Annotated in this window: 21 protein-coding genes; 10 read left to right on the top strand and 11 right to left on the bottom strand. The window is 61.3% G+C overall.

Annotation, left to right across the window (positions count from 1 at the left end):
* Window positions 1–2: 2 nt before the first annotated feature.
* From hisD to ACI2JX_RS15670, 9 genes are all read right to left on the bottom strand, one after another.
* Window positions 3–1,328 (bottom strand): histidinol dehydrogenase, encoded by a 1,326-nt coding sequence (hisD, locus tag ACI2JX_RS15710; RefSeq protein WP_264234867.1) that lies wholly within the window; start codon window positions 1,326–1,328, stop codon window positions 3–5.
* A gap of 127 nt (window positions 1,329–1,455) precedes the next feature.
* Window positions 1,456–2,091: an ATP phosphoribosyltransferase gene (hisG, locus tag ACI2JX_RS15705; RefSeq protein WP_264234866.1), complete on the bottom strand. Its 636-nt coding sequence runs from the start codon at window positions 2,089–2,091 to the stop codon at window positions 1,456–1,458.
* 92 nt (window positions 2,092–2,183) lie between these two features.
* Window positions 2,184–3,449, bottom strand: coding sequence for a UDP-N-acetylglucosamine 1-carboxyvinyltransferase (gene murA, locus ACI2JX_RS15700; RefSeq protein ID WP_264234865.1), 1,266 nt, complete (start codon window positions 3,447–3,449; stop codon window positions 2,184–2,186).
* 23 nt (window positions 3,450–3,472) lie between these two features.
* The gene (locus ACI2JX_RS15695; RefSeq protein ID WP_029613593.1) at window positions 3,473–3,712 is read right to left on the bottom strand and encodes a BolA family protein; all 240 of its coding nucleotides are present in this window, start codon (window positions 3,710–3,712) and stop codon (window positions 3,473–3,475) included.
* Between the two features lie 117 nt (window positions 3,713–3,829).
* A complete protein-coding gene (locus tag ACI2JX_RS15690) occupies window positions 3,830–4,132 on the bottom strand; it encodes a lipid asymmetry maintenance protein MlaB (protein ID WP_186554011.1) in 303 nt (100 codons plus the stop codon).
* The gene (locus ACI2JX_RS15685; RefSeq protein ID WP_264234864.1) at window positions 4,129–4,782 is read right to left on the bottom strand and encodes a phospholipid-binding protein MlaC; all 654 of its coding nucleotides are present in this window, start codon (window positions 4,780–4,782) and stop codon (window positions 4,129–4,131) included. Before ACI2JX_RS15685 ends, ACI2JX_RS15690 begins: the two co-directional genes overlap by 4 nt.
* 9 nt (window positions 4,783–4,791) lie before the next feature.
* Complete coding sequence (gene mlaD / locus ACI2JX_RS15680; RefSeq protein WP_186554013.1) at window positions 4,792–5,286, bottom strand: outer membrane lipid asymmetry maintenance protein MlaD; 495 nt, start codon at window positions 5,284–5,286, stop codon at window positions 4,792–4,794.
* Window positions 5,286–6,083 carry a lipid asymmetry maintenance ABC transporter permease subunit MlaE gene (gene mlaE, locus ACI2JX_RS15675; RefSeq protein WP_186554014.1) on the bottom strand — a complete coding sequence of 266 codons (798 nt, stop codon included), beginning with the start codon at window positions 6,081–6,083 and terminating at the stop codon, window positions 5,286–5,288. Before mlaE ends, mlaD begins: the two co-directional genes overlap by 1 nt.
* Entirely contained in the window at window positions 6,083–6,892 is an 810-nt protein-coding gene (locus ACI2JX_RS15670) for an ATP-binding cassette domain-containing protein (RefSeq protein ID WP_186554015.1), read from the bottom strand. Before ACI2JX_RS15670 ends, mlaE begins: the two co-directional genes overlap by 1 nt.
* A gap of 245 nt (window positions 6,893–7,137) precedes the next feature.
* Between ACI2JX_RS15670 and ACI2JX_RS15665 the strand changes: the two genes are divergently transcribed.
* The 10 genes from ACI2JX_RS15665 to ACI2JX_RS15620 all read left to right on the top strand — a co-directional run bounded on the left by ACI2JX_RS15665 (window position 7,138) and on the right by ACI2JX_RS15620 (window position 14,148).
* The gene (locus tag ACI2JX_RS15665; RefSeq protein ID WP_404690429.1) at window positions 7,138–8,112 is read left to right on the top strand and encodes an SIS domain-containing protein; all 975 of its coding nucleotides are present in this window, start codon (window positions 7,138–7,140) and stop codon (window positions 8,110–8,112) included.
* Window positions 8,113–8,637, top strand: a complete 525-nt coding sequence (locus ACI2JX_RS15660; RefSeq protein ID WP_404690428.1) for a KdsC family phosphatase — start codon at window positions 8,113–8,115, stop codon at window positions 8,635–8,637.
* A gap of 8 nt (window positions 8,638–8,645) precedes the next feature.
* Window positions 8,646–9,218 (top strand): LPS export ABC transporter periplasmic protein LptC, encoded by a 573-nt coding sequence (gene lptC / locus ACI2JX_RS15655; protein WP_186554018.1) that lies wholly within the window; start codon window positions 8,646–8,648, stop codon window positions 9,216–9,218.
* Window positions 9,205–9,729, top strand: a complete 525-nt coding sequence (lptA, locus tag ACI2JX_RS15650; RefSeq protein WP_186554019.1) for a lipopolysaccharide transport periplasmic protein LptA — start codon at window positions 9,205–9,207, stop codon at window positions 9,727–9,729. Before lptC ends, lptA begins: the two co-directional genes overlap by 14 nt.
* Complete coding sequence (lptB, locus tag ACI2JX_RS15645) at window positions 9,730–10,455, top strand: LPS export ABC transporter ATP-binding protein (protein WP_186554020.1); 726 nt, start codon at window positions 9,730–9,732, stop codon at window positions 10,453–10,455.
* 185 nt (window positions 10,456–10,640) lie between these two features.
* Window positions 10,641–12,134, top strand: a complete 1,494-nt coding sequence (locus ACI2JX_RS15640) for an RNA polymerase factor sigma-54 (protein WP_264234861.1) — start codon at window positions 10,641–10,643, stop codon at window positions 12,132–12,134.
* Between the two features lie 78 nt (window positions 12,135–12,212).
* Complete coding sequence (gene hpf, locus ACI2JX_RS15635) at window positions 12,213–12,521, top strand: ribosome hibernation-promoting factor, HPF/YfiA family (protein WP_264234860.1); 309 nt, start codon at window positions 12,213–12,215, stop codon at window positions 12,519–12,521.
* A gap of 12 nt (window positions 12,522–12,533) precedes the next feature.
* Window positions 12,534–12,998 (top strand): PTS IIA-like nitrogen regulatory protein PtsN, encoded by a 465-nt coding sequence (ptsN, locus tag ACI2JX_RS15630; protein WP_368972992.1) that lies wholly within the window; start codon window positions 12,534–12,536, stop codon window positions 12,996–12,998.
* 2 nt (window positions 12,999–13,000) lie between these two features.
* Entirely contained in the window at window positions 13,001–13,855 is an 855-nt protein-coding gene (gene rapZ / locus ACI2JX_RS15625; protein ID WP_186554023.1) for an RNase adapter RapZ, read from the top strand.
* 20 nt (window positions 13,856–13,875) lie between these two features.
* Entirely contained in the window at window positions 13,876–14,148 is a 273-nt protein-coding gene (locus tag ACI2JX_RS15620) for an HPr family phosphocarrier protein (RefSeq protein ID WP_186554024.1), read from the top strand.
* Between the two features lie 45 nt (window positions 14,149–14,193).
* Here the strand turns inward: ACI2JX_RS15620 and ACI2JX_RS15615 are convergent, their stop codons facing one another.
* Both ACI2JX_RS15615 and ACI2JX_RS15610 read right to left on the bottom strand, forming a co-directional pair.
* Window positions 14,194–15,087: a ZIP family metal transporter gene (locus ACI2JX_RS15615; RefSeq protein ID WP_186554025.1), complete on the bottom strand. Its 894-nt coding sequence runs from the start codon at window positions 15,085–15,087 to the stop codon at window positions 14,194–14,196.
* Between the two features lie 11 nt (window positions 15,088–15,098).
* Window positions 15,099–15,710, bottom strand: a complete 612-nt coding sequence (locus ACI2JX_RS15610; RefSeq protein WP_404690427.1) for a superoxide dismutase — start codon at window positions 15,708–15,710, stop codon at window positions 15,099–15,101.

Raw genomic sequence — 15,710 nt, 5'->3', positions numbered from 1 at the left:
GCTCAGTTCCCCTTCTTGTCGGCAAGGATGCGGTATTCGGCGCTACGGGCGTGGGCAGTCAGCGACTCGCCACGGGCCAGCACCGAAGCCGTCTGGCCAAGCTCGGATGCGCCCTGCTCGGAGCAGAAGATGATCGATGAACGCTTCTGGAAGTCATACACCCCCAGCGGCGAGGAAAAGCGCGCAGTGCCGGAAGTTGGCAGGACGTGGTTGGGGCCTGCGCAGTAGTCGCCCAGGGCTTCGCTGGTGTGACGGCCCATGAAGATCGCGCCGGCATGGCGGATCTGCGGCAGCCAGGCCTGCGGGTCGGCCACCGACAGCTCCAGGTGCTCAGGCGCGATGCGGTTGGCCACTTCAATCGCCTGCTGCATGTCGCGCACTTGAATCAGCGCGCCACGGCCGTTGATCGATTTCTCGATGATCTCGGCGCGCTCCATGGTCGGCATCAGTTTGTCGATGCTCGCCGCCACGCGGTCAAGGAACTCGCCATCGGGGCTAACCAGAATGGCCTGGGCGTCTTCATCGTGCTCGGCCTGGGAGAACAGGTCCATGGCGATCCAGTCCGGATCGGTCTGGCCATCGCAGACCACGAGAATTTCCGACGGGCCGGCAATCATGTCGATACCGACCTGGCCGAACACATGCCGTTTGGCGGTGGCGACATAGATGTTACCGGGGCCAACGATCTTGTCGACCTGCGGCACGCTCTCGGTGCCATAGGCCAGCGCCGCTACCGCTTGGGCGCCGCCGACGGTGAACACCCGGTCGACGCCGGCGATGCAGGCCGCAGCCAGCACCAGCTCATTGAGTTCACCGCGCGGGGTCGGCACCACCATCACCACTTCGGCAACGCCTGCAACCTTGGCCGGGATGGCGTTCATCAGCACCGACGAGGGGTACGAAGCCTTGCCACCTGGCACGTACAAGCCTGCGCGGTCCAGCGGCGTGACTTTCTGGCCGAGCACAGTGCCGTCAGCTTCGGTGTACTGCCAGGAGTCCTGCTTCTGCCGCTCGTGGTACATACGCACGCGATCGGCGGCCTTTTCCAGTGCTTGGCGCTGGGCCGGGGTAATGCGGGTCAGGGCCAGCTCCAGGCGCTCGCGGCCAAGGATCAGGTCATCGATGGAGGAGGCATCGACCCCGTCGAAACGCTGGGTGAACTCCACCAGCGCGGCGTCACCGCGTTCGCGCACCGCCTTGATGATGTCGAGCACACGCTGGTTGACCGCGTCATCGGACACACTCTCCCAGCTCAGCAGATGATCCAGATGTCGGGCGAAATCCGGATCAGCGGCGTTGAGACGGGCAATAGCAGTGGACACGGTCATGGCGAGGGCCTCGATTATTAGCGAATGCTCAGGCGCCCTAGGCTACCAGTCGATCCGCGCGGGCACCTGAGAAAAATTGGCTATGACGCGGATAGACGGGCGCGACAGCGAAGGTCGCGCGCAGGAATCAGCCGCGGTGTCGCGATTCGACCGCTTTGCGCAGCGTGTCGATCAGTGCCTGGATGCGTGCGTGCTGCATCTTCATGGAGGCTTTGTTGACGACCAGGCGCGAGCTTACCGTGGCGATCAGGTCCTGGGGCTCCAGGCCGTTGGCACGCAGGGTATTACCGGTGTCGACCACGTCGATGATCTTGTCGGCGAGGTTGATCAGCGGGGCCAGCTCCATCGAACCGTACAGCTTGATGATATCGACCTGCCGGCCCTGCTCGGCGTAGTAGCGCTTGGCTACGTTGACGAACTTGGTGGCCACACGCAGACGGCCCTTGGGCTCGGGCGCACCGACCACGCCAGCGGTCATCAGCTTGCAGCGGGCGATTTGCAGGTCCAGCGGCTCGTACAGACCCTGGCCACCGTACTCCATGAGCACGTCCTTACCGGCCACCCCGAGGTCGGCGGCACCATGCTCGACATAGGTCGGCACGTCGGTGGCGCGCACGATCAGCAGGCGCACGTCGTCCTGGGTCGTGGGGATGATCAGCTTGCGGCTCTTGTCCGGATTCTCGGTCGGCACGATACCGGCCTCAGCCAGCAATGGCAGGGTATCGTCGAGGATTCGGCCTTTGGATAGCGCGATGGTCAACATGGAAAACGTCGGTCCTTAAGCGGCTATAGCCAGCCAGGTCGGTGACCTGGCTGCTTGAAATTCGGTAGGCGCATCCCTGCGCCTGTCACAGATTAACCCGGAACGCGGCGGATCTTGGCGCCGAGCATCTGCAGTTTTTCCTCGATGCACTCATAACCACGGTCGATGTGGTAGATGCGATCGATCAGGGTATCGCCTTCGGCGACCAGGGCCGACAGTACCAGGCTGGCGGAAGCGCGCAGGTCGGTAGCCATCACCGGTGCACCCTTGAGCGCTGGCACGCCAGTGACGATGGCGGTGTTGCCCTCGACCTGGATGTGGGCGCCCATGCGGTGCATTTCATAGACGTGCATGAAGCGGTTTTCGAAGATTGTCTCGATCACTGCGCCCGTGCCTTCGGCAATGGCGTTGAGCGAGATGAACTGCGCCTGCATGTCGGTTGGGAACGCTGGGTACGGCGCGGTGCGCAGGTTGACGGCTTTCGGCCGCTTGCCGTGCATGTTCAGCTCGATCCAGTCTTCACCGGTGGTGATGTCGGCGCCAGCTTCCTTGAGTTTCTCAAGGACCGCTTCGAGGATGGTCGGATCGGTGTCCTTGACCTTGACCCGGCCGCCAGTGACCGCAGCGGCCACCAGGTAGGTGCCGGTTTCAATACGGTCAGGCATGACCCGGTAGGTGGCCGGGTGCAGGCGCTCGACGCCATCGATGGTGATGGTGTCGGTGCCAGCGCCCTGGACGTTGGCGCCCATGGCGATCAGGAAGTTGGCCAGGTCGACCACTTCCGGCTCGCGCGCGGCGTTCTGCAGCACGCTGCGCCCCTTGGCCAGGGCGGCGGCCATCATGATGTTCTCGGTACCGGTGACGCTGACGGTATCGAAGAAGAAGTGCGCGCCACGCAGGCCGCCTTCAGGCGCCTTGGCCTTGATATAGCCGCCTTCGACTTCGATCTTCGCGCCCATGGCTTCCAGGCCGCGGATGTGCAGGTCGACCGGACGCGAGCCAATCGCGCAACCGCCAGGCAGGGCCACTTCGGCCTCGCCGAAACGGGCGACCATCGGGCCCAGCACCAGGATCGAGGCGCGCATGGTCTTCACCAGCTCGTACGGCGCGACCAGGGTCTTGATGGTGCGTGGATCGATTTCCACCGCCAGCTTCTCGTCGATCACCGGCTCAATGCCCATGCGACCGAACAGCTCGATCATGGTGGTGATGTCGTGCAGGTGCGGCAGGTTGGCGACGGTGACCGGGCCATCGGCCAGCAGAGTCGCTGCAAGAATCGGCAGGGCGGCGTTCTTCGCCCCGGAAATACGGATCTCGCCATCAAGACGAGCGCCGCCAGTAATAATCAGTTTGTCCATAGGAATCTCGCCGCCAAGTAGGCTCAGGTGCGCTCAGCCCAGGCTGCGCTGCTGAAAAATTTCATGGTTACCGCGTGGATACTGCCATCGGCAATCCACGGATTCAGGTGAGCATAGATCGCCTGCTGACGCTTTACCGGGCTCTGGCCGGCCAGCTCGTCGCTGATCACGTTCAACTGGAAGTTGCAGCCTTCACCCTCAACTTCGACTCGGGTTCCCGGCAATTTCTCTTCAAGAAAACTCTTAACTTCTACGGCCTGCATGCTCAACCTCAATCGGCGCCCTGTGCGCGCGGGTCGGCCATCATACAAAAAAGCCCCTCGCCTGCGAAGCCCATGAACGGACACGCTGACCGAGGGGCCTTTCACCTTGTCGGGCAATCAGCCCGCCAATACTTCATCCAGGTCATAGACCTCGGCGATTTCGCGCATGTCATCGGGCATGCCGCGCAGCTCCCAGGACTTGCCAGCCGCCTGGGCGTCACGCATGAACGCCAGTAGCAGGGACAAGCCAACGCTGCTGGACTTGACCACTTGCGAGCAGTCCAGGACCAGGCGTTGCTCGCCACTGGCGACGATCAGCGCCTTGCCTTCCTTGCGCAGGGCCGGGCCGCTGCGATAGTCCAGCACCCCGGCCAGGCGCAGAACGCCTGGTTCGGTCATGCTCACGCCGGCTTCACTCATTTGACCGTCTTCTCCGGCGAGCTGTCGGCAGTTTCCTTGGCCTTGGCGACTTCGCCGGCCCAGCCGTCGATGGTCTTGTCCAGATTGTTGCCGTTGCGCGACATGGCATCGGCGAACTGGTCACGGAACAGCTTGCCAATGTTGATGCCATTGACGATGACGTTACGCACTTTCCATTCGCCGCCCAGCTTGACCATGGTGTACTGCACGGGATAGACCGCGCCATTGTTGCCAGTGACCTTCATGCCAACGCTGGTGCGGTCACCCTCTTCACTCTTGGCCGGGTCGACGGTGATGCCCTGGTTGTTGTATTCGAGCAAGGCGTTGCCATAGAACTGCATCAGGCTGCGCTTGAAGTTTTCCTGGAAGCGCTGCATCTGCTCAGGCGTGGCCTTGCGCGAGTACTTGACGGTCATGATGCTCTTGGAGATGCCGTCAGCATCGACTACCGGGCCAAGGTTGCTGTTGAGCGCATCGTAGAAGGCCTGGGGGCTGGCCTTGTACTGCTCCTTGTTGGCCTTCAGATCGCTCAGCAGTTGATTGGTGGTGGTCTGGATCACCTCACGGGCAGACTGCCCGGGGGCAGCCAGGGCCAGCAGGGGGAAGGCCGCCAGCAGGACCAACAGGCCGCGTCGCAGGATCGAGATCATGGAAACTCCTTAATTAGCTGGATTAGCTGGGGTGGCTTCTTTCGGTTCTTTGCCAACCGTATTGAGCAGGAACTTGCCAATCAGATCTTCCAGGACCAGCGCCGACTGGGTGTCATGGATAGTGCTGTCGTCTTTGAGCACCTCTTCTTCACCGCCCACGCTGATACCGATGTACTTCTCACCGAGCAAACCTGCGGTCAGGATCGAGGCAGTGGAGTCGACTGGCAGGTTGTCGACATTTTTGTCCAGCTGCAGGGTAACCCGACCGGTATAGGAATCACGGTCCAGATCGATGGCCGTGACCTTGCCGATGGTCACACCGGCCATGGTCACTTTAGCTCTGACCGTCAAACCGGCGATATTGTCGAAGTAGGCATAAACTTTATAGGTATCGCTGCTCGGGCTGGCGGACAGCCCGCTGACACGCAGGGCCAGCAGCAGCAACGCCAGGATCCCGGCCAGGAGGAACAGGCCGACACCGATTTCCAGGGTGCGGTTTTGCATCAGAAATCTCCAAACATCAAGGCGGTCAGAATAAAGTCCAGACCCAGGACTGCCAACGAGGCATAGACCACGGTCTTGGTGGTGGCACGGCTGATCCCTTCTGAGGTGGGCTCGCAGTCATACCCCTGGAATACGGCAATCCAGGTCACGACGAAGGCGAACACCAGGCTTTTCACCAGGCCGTTGAGCACGTCGTCGGTAAAGGAAACGCTGTTTTGCATGTTGGCCCAGAACGAACCCTCGTAGACGCCCAGCCAGTCGACCGCGACCCACGAACCACCCCAGATGCCGACCACGCTGAACAGCAGCGCCAGCAACGGCAGCGAGATGAAGCCAGCCCACAGGCGTGGCGCAACGATGTACTTGAGCGGGTCGACGCCAATCATTTCAAGGCTCGACAGCTGCTCGGTGGACTTCATGTTGCCGATTTCGGCAGTCAGCGCAGAACCGGCACGCCCGGCGAACAGCAAGGCGGTGACCACCGGCCCCAGCTCGCGCAGCAAGGTCAGCGCAACCATCTGCCCTACCGCTTGCTCGGAGCCGTACTTGGTCAGGATGCTGTAGCCCTGCAGCGCCAGCACCATGCCGATGAACACGCCGGATACGACGATGATCGCCAGCGACAGCACGCCCACCGAATACAGCTGCTTGACCAGCAGTTGGAAGCCGCCGCCAATGCCGCCACGACCAATCAGCGAATGAAACAAGAACAGGCAAGAGCGCCCCAGCACCGCCACCACATCGATGGCCGAGCGCCCGAGCAGGCGGATTCGTTCGAGTAAGGATCTTCTGCGCATCAACGCGTCCCCAGCAGATCGGCGCGGTAGTCAGGCGCAGGAAAGTGGAAAGGTACCGGCCCGTCAGGGTCGCCCTTCATGAATTGACGGATGCGCGGATTGTCCGAGCCCATCAGTTCGTCCGGCGTGCCCTGCCCCAGCACCTGGCCATCACCGACCACGTAGATATAGTCGGCAATGCTCGCGGTCTCGGCCAGGTCATGGGAAACGACGATGCTGGTGATGCCCAGGGCATCGTTGAGCAGGCGGATCAGGCGCACCAATACGCCCATGGCGATCGGGTCCTGGCCGACGAACGGCTCGTCGTACATGAGAATCTGCGGATCCAGGGCAATGGCCCGGGCCAGGGCCACCCGGCGCTTCATGCCACCGGACAGTTCATCGGGCATCAGGTCGATGGCGCCGCGCAAGCCCACGGCCTGCAGCTTCATCAGGACGATATCGCGGATCATCTCTTCCGACAGCTGGGTATGCACCCGCAGCGGGAAGGCGACGTTCTCGAACACATCGAGGTCAGTGAACAGCGCACCGCTCTGGAACAGCACGCCCATCTGCTTGCGCGCATCGAACAGATCGCCGCGCGACAGGCTCGGCAGGTTCTGCCCGGCCACCCAGACTTCGCCACTCGAAGGCCGCAGTTGCGCGCCCATCAGGCGCAACAGGGTGGTCTTGCCGCACCCCGATGGCCCCATGATGCCAGTGACCTTGCCGCGCGGGATGCGGATGTCGACATTGCTGAAAATGCTGCGCGAACCGCGCTTGAAGGTAAGGCCCTTCAACTCGACCGCGTAGGCGCTATCCACACTCATCTAGACTCCTTGCAAAACAGCCTCGTCTTAATGGACGCCTGCCTTCATCGTGAAGGCACACGCGCCCCCCGCGGGCCGAATAGCGGCGAACTATAGCACCGCAGACAGGCCCGCCCCAAGGCCATCCACGCAGTGGTTCAGGCCAGCGACAGGCTTGTGCAACATCCGTATGACAATCGAAGGATGAGCCTTTCGCACATTACCGCTATAATCGCCGCCTTTTCATCAGGCATTGCTTCCCGAACATGAGCCAATCCAGCGAGCTGATCCAATCCGCCCAGCGCACCTTGCGCCTGGAACTCGAGGCCGTCGAGGGCCTGCTGGCCCGCATCGACGCCAATTTCGTCAAGGCCTGCGAGCTGATCCTGGCCAGCAAAGGCCGGGTCGTGGTGGTCGGCATGGGCAAGTCCGGGCATATCGGCAACAAAATTGCTGCCACCCTTGCCAGTACCGGCACGCCGTCGTTCTTCGTCCACCCGGCCGAAGCCAGCCATGGCGACATGGGCATGATCACCCGCGACGATGTCATCTTGGCCCTGTCCAATTCCGGCAGCACTGCTGAAATCGTCACCCTGCTGCCGTTGATCAAGCGCCTGGGCATCCAGCTGATCAGCCTCACCGGCAACCCTGACTCGCCGCTGGCCCAGGCCGCCGAGGTCAACCTCGACGCCCGAGTCGAGCAGGAAGCCTGCCCGTTGAACCTGGCGCCAACCTCATCGACCACCGCTGCCCTGGTGCTGGGCGATGCGCTGGCGATCGCCCTGCTTGAGGCGCGTGGCTTCTCCGCCGAGGACTTCGCCTTCTCGCACCCTGGTGGCGCGCTTGGCCGGCGCCTGCTGCTGAAGGTCGAGAACGTCATGCACTCGGGCGACGAACTGCCCCAGGTGCAACGCGGCACCCTGCTCAAGGAAGCGCTCCTCGAAATGTCCCGCAAAGGTTTGGGCATGACTGTGGTCGTCGAAAGTGACGGCACACTGGCCGGGGTCTTCACTGACGGTGACTTGCGCCGCAGCCTGGACCGCAACATTGACGTGCACACCACGCTGATCGACGACGTCATGACCGTGCACGGCAAGACCGCCCGTGCCGAGATGCTCGCCGCCGAGGCCTTGAAAATCATGGAAGACCACGAGATCGGCGCGCTGGTCGTGGTCGATCAGGATGACCGCCCAACCGGCGCCCTGAACATGCACGACCTGTTGCGCGCTGGAGTAATGTGAATGAGCCATGATCTGCTGCAACGCGGCAAAGCCATCAAGCTGGCGGTGTTTGACGTCGATGGCGTATTGACCGACGGGCGCCTGTACTTCCTCGAAGACGGCAGCGAATTCAAGACTTTCAACACCCTCGACGGCCAGGGCATCAAGATGCTCATGAACTCGGGCGTGACCACCGCGATCATCAGTGGCCGCAAGACCCCAGTGGTCGAGCGCCGCGCCAAGAACCTGGGTATCCCCCACCTGTATCAGGGCCGAGAAGATAAACTGGTGGTTCTCGACGGCCTTCTGGCAGAACTGGGCCTAAGCTATGAACAGGTCGCCTATTTGGGCGATGACCTGCCTGACCTGCCGGTGATCCGTCGGGTAGCCTTGGGCATGGCCGTGGCCAACGCCGCACCGTTCGTTCGCCAGCACGCCCATGGCGTGACCCAGGCGCGCGGTGGCGAAGGCGCCGCCCGCGAGTTCTGTGAACTGATCATGCAGGCCCAGGGCACCCTGGACGCTGCCAACGCCAATTACCTGTAAGGCCGCACATGTTCAGCAAGAAAGCCAAAAACATCGCACTGTTCAGCGTGATCGCCGCGCTGCTGGTGGCGGTCGGCTACTGGAACATCAGCCCCGAGAGCTTTCTCGACAAGCCGGTGACCCAGGTCGATGAAAACGCCATCGACTATTACGCGATCAACGCCCATAGCGTGCAGTTCCTGCCTGACGGCAAGATGCAGTACGAAATGACTGCCGACAAGGTCGAGCACCTCAAGGCCAGCGAAGTCACCTTGGTGACCACCCCAGACCTGCACATGTACCGTGGCACCGCCTACCCGTGGCATGTGCAGAGCGTGCGCGCCGAGGTCAATCCGGATGGCAGCGAGGTCGAACTGATCGACCAGGTTCGAGTGGCCCGCACTGACGAAAAGCAGCGCGAGACCATCATCACCACCACCCGCATGACGGTGTTCCCGCAGAAGCAATATGCGCAGACCGAGCAAGCCGTTAGAATCGACGGCGCCGGTGGCACAACTACGGGCAAAGGAATGAAAGCGTATTTGAAAGACGGCAGGATGGACCTGCTGTCCAACGTAAGAGGACAGTATGAGGCTCGTTAAAACCCTCCCCTTTTTGCTCAGCCTGAGCGCAGCACTGGGAAGCGCGAGCGCCTTGGCCCTGCCGAACGATCGTGACCAGCCAATTCGTATCCAGGCCGACGACGCTCACCTGGATGACAAGCAAGGCGTAGCTACCTACAAGGGCGATGTGATCATCACCCAAGGCTCGATGATGATCAAAGGCAACACCGTGACCATGACCCGTGCCGCCAATGGCGACATCGACGTGGTGACCTCGGTGGGCAACCTGGCCTACTTCGAACAGCAGCAGAGCGCCGCCAAGCCCGACAAAATGAAAGGCTGGGCTGTGACCATCCAGTACCAGGCGCAGAAAGACACGGTGATCCTCACCGACCGCGCCAAGGTCGAGAACGAAGGCAACACCACCGAAGGCGAGAAGATCGTCTACAACACCAAGTCCCAGGTGGCGACCGCTGGCCGTGGCGGCAACGTGTCCACGCCACGTCAGCGTATCGACATGGTGATCCAGCCGAAGAAGAAGGCCGAGTAAATGGCAACCCTCAAAGCCCAGCACCTGGCCAAGAGCTACAAGGGCCGCCAGGTGGTTCGCGATGTCAGTCTGTCGATCGACAGCGGCCAGATCGTCGGTCTGCTGGGGCCTAACGGCGCCGGCAAGACCACCTGCTTCTACATGATCGTCGGCCTGGTCCAGGCCGACCAGGGCCGCGTGCTGATCGACAGCAACGATGTCAGCCATCAACCCATGCACGGTCGCGCACGCGCCGGCATTGGCTACCTGCCGCAGGAAGCCTCGATCTTCCGCAAGCTGTCGGTGGCCGACAACATCATGGCCATTCTCGAGACCCGTAAGGAACTCGACCGTGATGGCCGGCGCAAGGAGCTGGAAAGCCTGCTGCAGGAATTCCACATCAGCCACATCCGCGACAACCTCGGCATGAGCCTTTCCGGTGGCGAACGTCGCCGGGTCGAGATTGCTCGCGCCTTGGCCACCGCGCCGAAGTTCATCCTGCTCGATGAACCCTTCGCCGGTGTCGACCCGATTTCCGTGGGCGACATCAAGCAGATCATCCACCACCTCAAGGCTAAGGGTATCGGTGTACTGATCACCGACCACAACGTCCGCGAGACCTTGGATATCTGTGAAACCGCGTACATCGTCAACGATGGCCAACTGATCGCCGAAGGCGATGCCGAGACCATCCTGGCCAACGATCTGGTCAAGGAAGTTTACCTGGGTCACGAGTTCCGACTCTGACGCCCAGGCTTGCCTGAGCACTGTCAGACGGCCAGTAAAACGGCCTCTGCCCGGCTTAAGTGCTACAGTGCTCTAGGCAAACGCTACAAATTAAGGCATATAACTTGCTTGAAATTGGCGCCGCGGCGCCCTTCGTGTAGTGGATGGCGCATGCGCGCCGGCGAACAAGGTATTAAGCCCCAGCCATGAAACCATCGCTCGTCCTAAAAATGGGCCAGCAACTGACGATGACCCCTCAGTTGCAACAGGCCATTCGTCTGCTTCAGCTCTCCACCCTGGACCTTCAACAGGAAATCCAGGAGGCGCTGGAATCCAACCCGATGCTCGAACGTCAGGAAGACGGCGAGGACTTCGACAACAGCGACCCGATGGCCGATAACGCCGAGAGCAAGCCGGCTGCCGAAGCTCAGGACAACAGTTTCCAGGAAAGCACCGTCTCCACTGAAAATCTCGAGGACGGCGAATGGAGCGAGCGCATCCCCAACGAATTACCGGTCGACACCGCCTGGGAAGATATCTACCAGACCAGTGCCAGCAGCCTGCCCAGCAACGATGACGACGAGTGGGATTTCACCACCCGCACCTCTGCTGGCGAAAGCCTGCAAAGCCACCTGCTGTGGCAACTGAACCTGGCGCCGATGTCCGACACCGACCGCCTGATCGCAGTCACCCTGATCGACAGCATCAACCAGCAGGGCTACCTGGAAGACACCCTCGAGGAAATCTGCGCAGGGTTCGACCCGGAGCTGGATATCGAGCTCGATGAGGTCGAGGCAGTTCTGCACCGCATCCAACAGTTCGAGCCAGCCGGCGTCGCCGCGCGCACCCTGGGCGAATGCCTGCTGCTGCAACTGCGCCAACTGCCCGGCAACACGCCGTGGATGGCCGAGGCCCAGCGCCTGGTCAGCGACTTCATCGACCTGCTCGGCAGCCGCGACTACAGCCAGCTGATGCGCCGCATGAAGCTCAAGGAAGACGAGCTGCGCCAGGTCATCGAACTGGTACAGACCCTCAACCCACGCCCAGGCTCGCAGATCGAATCCAGCGAACCTGAGTACGTGGTGCCCGACGTGATCGTGCGCAAGGACAGCGAGCGCTGGCTGGTCGAACTGAACCAGGAAGCCATCCCACGCCTGCGGGTCAACCCGCAGTACGCAGGCTTTGTGCGCCGCGCCGACACCAGCGCCGACAACACCTTCATGCGCAATCAGCTGCAGGAAGCGCGCTGGTTCATCAAGAGCCTGCAAAGCCGCAACGAGACCCTGATGAAGGTCGCCACGCAGATCGTCGAGCATCAGCGCGGTTTCCTCGACCATGGCGACGAGGCAATGAAGCCGTTGGTTCTGCATGACATCGCCGAAGCGGTGGGCATGCACGAATCGACGATTTCCCGGGTTACCACGCAGAAATACATGCACACCCCGCGTGGCATCTACGAACTGAAATACTTTTTCTCAAGCCACGTGAGCACCGCCGAAGGCGGCGAATGCTCGTCTACGGCGATCCGCGCGATCATCAAGAAATTGGTTGCGGCGGAAAATCAGAAAAAGCCATTGAGTGACAGCAAGATCGCTGGTTTACTGGAGGCACAAGGCATCCAGGTAGCCCGTCGCACCGTCGCCAAGTACCGCGAGTCGCTCGGCATCGCACCGTCGAGTGAACGCAAGCGACTGATGTAGCCCCGGGATGTGCCACAGCGTTTGTGTGGCAGGTGCAATACCTGCCTCTTTATGCACGGGCAACAAAGGAGAAGCTGTATGCAAGTCAACATCAGTGGACAGCATGTAGAAGTTACCCAACCTCTTCGCGAGTATGTGCTTGAAAAGCTCGCCCGCGTGGAGGGTCACTTCGACAAGATCACCAACGTGACGGTGATCATGAAGGTTGAAAAGCTTCAGCAGAAAATTGAAGCGACCCTGCAGATTCCGGGCGGCGAAGTGGTTGCCAATGCCGAACACCAAGACATGTATGCAGCGATCGATGCTCTGGCTGACAAGCTCGACCGCCAATTGAAAAAACATAAGGAAAAACAGCAAAGCCTGCTGCAAGGTGCAGCCGCCCGCTGATCCCCCTCATCCATGATCCGACTTGAAACCATCCTGACCCCCGGCCGTTCCCTCGTGAACGTGCCGGGCGGCAGTAAAAAGCGCGCCCTGGAAAAGGTCGCCAACGTGATTGCCGAGCAAATCCCCGAGCTGGAGATGCAGGACGTCTTCGAGAAGCTTATCGCCCGCGAAAAGCTTGGCTCCACCGGATTTGGCAATGGCATCGCCATTCCTCACTGCCGCCTTGAAGGCTGCACGGCGCCGGTCAGTGCGCTGCTGCACCTGGATGCTCCCATCGACTACGATGCCATCGATGGTGCGCCAGTGGACTTGCTGTTCGTCCTGCTGGTACCCGAAGCTGCCACCGATGCCCACCTTGAGCTGCTGCGCCAGATTGCCAGCATGCTTGATCGCGAGGACGTTCGTAAGCGCCTGCGTGACGCTAAGAGCAACGAGGCCCTCTACCAGGTCGTCCTGGACGTACAAAACGGGAGCTGAACATGCGCCTGATCATCGTCAGCGGCCGTTCCGGTTCCGGCAAGAGCACTGCCCTTGCCGTGCTGGAAGACAACGGCTATTACTGCATCGACAACCTACCCGCCGGGTTGCTGCCGCAGCTGGCGGAAAATGCGCTGATCAATACCGAACTGATGCAACCCAAGGTTGCCGTGTCGATCGACGCGCGTAACCTGCCCAGCCATCTGTCGCGCTTCCCAGAGTTGCTCGAAGAGGCGCGCGCGCGGCACATTCAGTGCGACGTACTGTATCTGGATGCCGACGAAGACACGCTGCTCAAGCGCTTCTCCGAGACCCGCAGACGCCACCCGCTGACCAACGCCGATCGCTCCCTGGCTGAAGCGATCCGGGTTGAAAGCGAACTGCTCGGGCCGATCGCCGACCTGGCTGACCTGAAGATCGACACCACCAATCTCAACCTTTACCAACTGCGTGACTCGATCAAGCTGCGCCTGCTCAACCAACCCGAGCCTGGCACGGCTTTTTTGGTTGAATCCTTTGGCTTCAAGCGGGGCATGCCGGTCGATGCCGACCTGGTATTCGATGTGCGCTGCCTGCCTAACCCCTACTGGAAGCCAGAGCTGCGTGAGCATTCCGGTCTTGAACAGCCGGTGATCGATTATCTGGCCGCACAGCCCGATGTCGAGGAGATGTACCAGGATATCTCCAGCTACTTGCTCAAATGGCTGCCACGCTTCGCCGCCAGCAACCGCGCCTATGTCACTATCGCTATCGGCTGCACGGGTGGTCATCACCGCTCGGTGTACCTGACCGAACGCCTCGGCCAGTCGCTGCAGCAAACCCTGAAAAACGTCCAGGTCCGCCACCGCGACCTCTAGCCCACAGGATCCACCCAACGATGCCCGCCCGCGAAATCACCATCATCAACAAGCTGGGGCTCCATGCCCGAGCGGCGGCAAAGTTCGTCGGCGTGGCCGGGCGCTACCCGTGCCAGGTGAGGGTTGGCCGCGCGCCAGACAAACTGGTTGATGGCAAAAGCATCATGGCCGTGATGATGCTCGCCGCAGGTAAAGGCACCCAGGTGCACCTGCACACCGAGGGTGAGCAAGACCACGATGCCCTGGAAGCGCTGGTGGCGCTGATCAACAACTATTTCGACGAAGGCGAGTAAGTCGCTGAAGAACCTCGGGGCCGCAAAGCGGCCCCGAAAACCAAATCACGCCATCGCCGTATCCATCACCATCATCAGGCAGAAGCCAATACACAGCCCCAAACTGGCCAGACGATGATGGCCATTGCTGCGCGATTCCGGAATGATCTCCTGGGTCACCACCAGCAACATCGCCCCCGCCGCGCAGGCCAGCCCCAACGGCAACAGCAGTTCAGCGACATTGACCAGCCAGGCGCAAATCACTGCGGCCAATGGCTCGACCAGCCCAGAAGCGGCGCCGATCAAAAACGCCTTGAACCGCGACATCCCCGCCCCCGCCAAGACCAAGGCGATCACCAACCCTTCAGGCACATCCTGCAAGGCGATGCCCATGGCCAGGCTGTCGGCATCGGCCATACCGCCGCCCGCCGACACACCAATGGCCATGCCTTCGGGAATGTTGTGGGCAATGATGGCGATGACGAACAACCAGATCCGCGCGGCGATCACCGGTTGATTGTCGCTGCCGACCAAGGCTTCCGGCGACGCGCCGGAGACTTTCAGGTCGACCAGAAACAGGCACAAGGCACCGAACAACAGGCCAAAACTGATCACGCCACCGGCGCCCCAAGGGCTGAAACCGATGGCCTGGGCCGCATCCAGGCCGGGGATGATCAGCGAGAATGCAGTGGCCGCCAGCATCACCCCGGCGCCAAAACCAAGCAATGTGTCAGCCAGGGCAACCGGCATGTTGCGGATGACCAACACCGGTACTGCGCCCAGCGCCGTGCCCAATGCACACAATGCGCCGCCCTCCAGGGCCCGCAGCATGCGCGGCTCCAGGTCCAGCCAGTCGATGCCACGCGCAACCAGCAGCGCGGTGCCGACCAGCAACAGCAAAGTCCCTAGCGCCAGTCGAAACAGACGCACACTGCTGACAGACATCACCTCAGAGCGCATACCGGGTCAACTCACTTCAAGGCTTCAAGGTAACGGCGTTCCACTTCAGCCCAATCGACGACGTTGTAAAACGCACCGATGTATTCCGGGCGGCGGTTCTGGTACTTGAGATAGTAAGCGTGCTCCCAGACGTCCAGGCCCAGAATCGGCGTGTTGCCGTACATCAGCGGGCTGTCCTGGTTGCCACTGCTTTCCACTACCAGCGTGTTCTCTGGGGTCACGCTCAACCAGGCCCAGCCGCTTCCGAAGCGGGTCAGGGCAGCCTTGGTGAAGGCGTCTTTGAATGCCTCGAAGCCACCCAGCTGCTCATCGATGGCCTTGGCCACCTGACCCTGTGGCAAGCCGCCGCCCTTGGGCGACATCACCGTCCAGAACAAGCTGTGGTTGGCATGACCGCCGCCCTGGTTGATCACTGCGCCCTGCAGCTTTTCCGGCAGTTGCTTGACCGCACCCACCAGTTGCTCGACCGGCCATTCGGCCCACTCGGTGCCTTCGATGGCGGCATTGAGGTTGTTGATGTAGGTCTGGTGATGCTTGCTGTGGTGAATCTCCATGGTCTGGGTATCGATGTGCGGCTCCAGCGCATCGTAGGCATAAGGCAAGGCAGGCAAGGTATGCGGCAT

The organism is Pseudomonas sp. NPDC088890 (assembly GCF_044900155.1).
GTDB classification, from domain to species: domain Bacteria; phylum Pseudomonadota; class Gammaproteobacteria; order Pseudomonadales; family Pseudomonadaceae; genus Aquipseudomonas; species Aquipseudomonas urmiensis.
This window is presented reverse-complemented; position numbering and strand designations above follow the sequence as displayed.